The sequence below is a fragment of the Actinoplanes sp. ATCC 53533 genome (assembly GCF_003947245.1).
Genome location: NZ_QHHV01000423.1, coordinates 1 through 3,096, shown reverse-complemented (window position 1 = coordinate 3,096; position 3,096 = coordinate 1). Strand labels below are relative to the sequence as shown.

2 protein-coding genes are annotated in these 3,096 nt (G+C 67.6%); both read right to left on the bottom strand.

Features of this window, described 5'->3' with window-relative positions:
* A partial coding sequence (locus DMB66_RS58640; protein WP_125812575.1) for an NADP-dependent phosphogluconate dehydrogenase occupies nt 1-701 on the bottom strand: 701 nt, incomplete at its 3' end.
* Nucleotides 702-738: 37 nt separating this feature from the next.
* Nucleotides 739-1,872 carry a DNA polymerase III subunit beta gene (gene dnaN / locus DMB66_RS58635; protein WP_125812574.1) on the bottom strand — a complete coding sequence of 378 codons (1,134 nt, stop codon included), beginning with the start codon at nt 1,870-1,872 and terminating at the stop codon, nt 739-741.
* Nucleotides 1,873-3,096: the final 1,224 nt, after the last annotated feature.

Sequence of the window (3,096 nt, the reverse complement as noted above, 5' to 3'; positions counted from 1 at the left end):
TCCTCGGCGTAGCCCTTGAGCTTGGCCAGCTCGGGATCACCGTCCAGCGCCCGGTCGAACAGGTCGAGCAGCCAGGACTTGACGACGCTGCCCTCGCGCCAGCTCTTGATCGCACCAGGCACGTTGTCGACGTATTCCGAAGCCTCGAGCAGCTCCCAGCCTTCGGCGAGGGCCTGCATCATGCCGTACTCGATGCCGTTGTGGACCATCTTGGTGTAGTGGCCGGCACCGACCGGGCCGGCGTGCACGAAGCCGTACGGACCGGCCGGCTTGAGCGCCTCGAAGATGGGCATGCAGGTGGCGACGTTCTCCTCGGAACCACCGACCATCAACGCGTAGCCGTTCTGGTTACCCCAGATGCCGCCGGAGACGCCGCAGTCCAGGTAGCCGACGCCCTTGGGCGCGAGCCGGTCGGCACGCGGCTTGTCGTCGGTGAACTTGGAGTTTCCGCCGTCGATGATGACGTCCCCGGCGGACAGCAACCCGCCCAGCTCGTCGATCGTGCTCTCGGTGATGGTGCCGGCCGGCACCATCGTCCAGACCACCCGCGGTGCGGCGAGCTTCTCGACCAGTTCGGCGATGCTGGCGACGTCTGAGATGTCCGGATTGCGATCGTAGCCGACGACCTCGTGCCCGGCGGAGCGAATCCGCTCGCGCATGTTGCCGCCCATCCGGCCGAGACCGATAAGGCCGAGCTGCATGGTGTTCCCCCTAGATGAGTGGTTCTTCCGCCCAGTATCAGCGGGTTACCCGGATCGGCATGATCAGATAGCGGTAACCCGGCACGATTTCGCCGTCTTCTGCTGCGGGGGAGATCACAGCGGGCTTGAACGCGTCGACGAACGAGAGTACGGCCGTCTGCGCGCCGAGGTTCTGCAATCCGTCGATCAGATATTGCGGGTTGAAGCCGATCGTCAGGGACTCGCCGGTGAAGGCGGCCTCCATGGCCTCGCTGGCCCGGGCCTCCTCCGTGCCACCGGCCTCGACGACGAGGCCGTCCTCGCCGAAGCTCAGCAGCACCGGGGTCGTGCGCTCGGCGACCAGGGCGACCCGGCGGACCACCTCGACGAGCGCGGAGACGCTCACCCGGGCCTCGGCGTTGTGGCTGGCCGGGAAGAGCGAGCGGACCGGCGGGTAGTTGGCGCCGTCGAGCAGCCGGCTCGTCGTACGCCGGGTGCCGCCCGCGAAACCGATCATGCCCTCGCCGGCGTTGCCCTGGGCCAGCGCCAGGGTGACCTCGCCGCCCAGCGGGCCCATCGTCTTGGCGGTGTCGTTCAGAGTCTTCGCCGGGACCAGCGCGTTCAGGCTGATCTCCGGGTCGTCGGGACTCCACTGCAGCTCGCGCATGGCGAGCCGGTAGCGGTCGGTGGCGAGCATCGCCATCGACGAGCCGTTCAGCTCGATGCGCACGCCGGTCATCATCGGCAGCGTCTCGTCCCGGCCGGCCGCGATGGCGACCTGCTGGACGGCGGAGGCGAACGTCTGCGCGTCGACCTTGCCGGCGCTGGACGGCATCTCCGGCAGCGTCGGATAGTCCTCGACCGGCATCGTCGGCAGCGTGAAGCGCGCGCTGCCACAGACGAGCTCGAGATGCGCACCGACAGCGGCGATGTCCGCCGGCTTGTTCGGCAGCGCCTTGGTGATCTCGGCGAGCAGGCGGCCGGAGACCAGGGCGGCGCCGTCGGCGTCGGCCTGCACCTCCACACTCACCTGACTGGAGACCTCGTAGTCGAAGCCGGAGACGTGCAGCCTGCCGTCGGTCACCCGCAACATGACGCCGGCGAGCACCGGCACCGACGGGCGGCTCGGCAGGCTCTTTGCCGTCCACGCCACGGCGTCGGCGAGTGCGTCTCGCTCCACCCGGAACTTCATGCCATGCCCTCCGCGTCACTCTGCCTTGGCGACCCAGCATCGGATGTGCTGATGGCGCCCACTGAACTCTATGGCGCGGGTCGGCGCCGCGTGCGCCCGACCCCGGTGCTGTGAAGTAAGTCGGGAGTGGTTCGGGCCGGCAAGCGACTCATCCACACCTTCCCCAACGCTGATGATTGCTTTTTGTTTTCCATGGAGAAGACATAGTCGTCTTCATCGGTCCTGTGCATAGTGTGGAGAACTCACGTTTGCGCTGGTCAGAGGGTTATCCACCGGTGATTCACATGTGGGAAACCAGGGTACAAACCCCGGTCTGCGTCCACAGTCGTCGACGCGGCCGAGGTTGTCCACCGTTGTCCACCGTCTGTCCACCGGTTATCCACCGGGTTTGTGCCCAGGTCTGGGGATAACGCAGAGACGCTACCGACCCGTCGTCCCCAGAACCTTCAACAGGAAATCCACACGCGTCCACAGGCTGTGGGCAACTTGGTGACGCTCAGTGTCTGTCCACATCGATTTCCCCAGGCTTCATCCACATCTGTGGGCGACGGCTCCGCCGGTTGTCCACTGCTGGGGATAACTACCTGTGAACGCCTGTGAACTTCTGTGGATAACGTTGGCACGATCCGGTGCCGTTCCGACGTTGACACGAACGAGGTGGGGATAACTCGAGCGCCGTGCGTCGTTGGCGGGCTCCTCGTCGGGCTCCTCGTCGGGCTCCTCGCCGTCGCGTCGGGGACGATTTCGAGGTGCTTCGTAAGCCTGTGGACGATGGGCAGAGGCGGGCGAGGGGTGCTGCGCGGGGCCCGGTCAGGGCCGACCCATCGCCTCGACCTACGCGGGATGCGCCGCGGATTTGAGCGCCGCCAAAATTGCCTAGTTGGGTCAGCGGCCGGGATGTTTCGAGGGCTTGCGCGTTTGCCACAGCCTCGGCGCGGCTTTATTGGCCACGGGCCGGCTGTGTGGGCCGGCACAGTGCGGGCTGGCAGTGCGGCTTGGCGGTGCCGGCCTGGCAGTGCGGCTTGGTGGTGCGGCCTGGCAGTGCGGCCTCGGCTTGGCGGTGCGGCCTGACGTGCGGCTCGGTGGTGCGGCGTGGTGGTGCGGCCTCGGCCTGACGGCGCGGCGTGGTCGTGCGGCCTCGGCCTGACGTGCGGCTCGGTAGTGCGGCCTGGCCGGCGGTGCGGCTCGGTGGTGCGGCCTCGGCTTGGGTGGTGCGGCTTGGCG

Bases quoted from the DNA above. Each gene is read 5' to 3' on its own strand.
- dnaN (WP_125812574.1), bottom strand. From the start codon at position 1,872: ATGAAGTTCCGGGTGGAGCGAGACGCACTCGCCGACGCCGTGGCGTGG.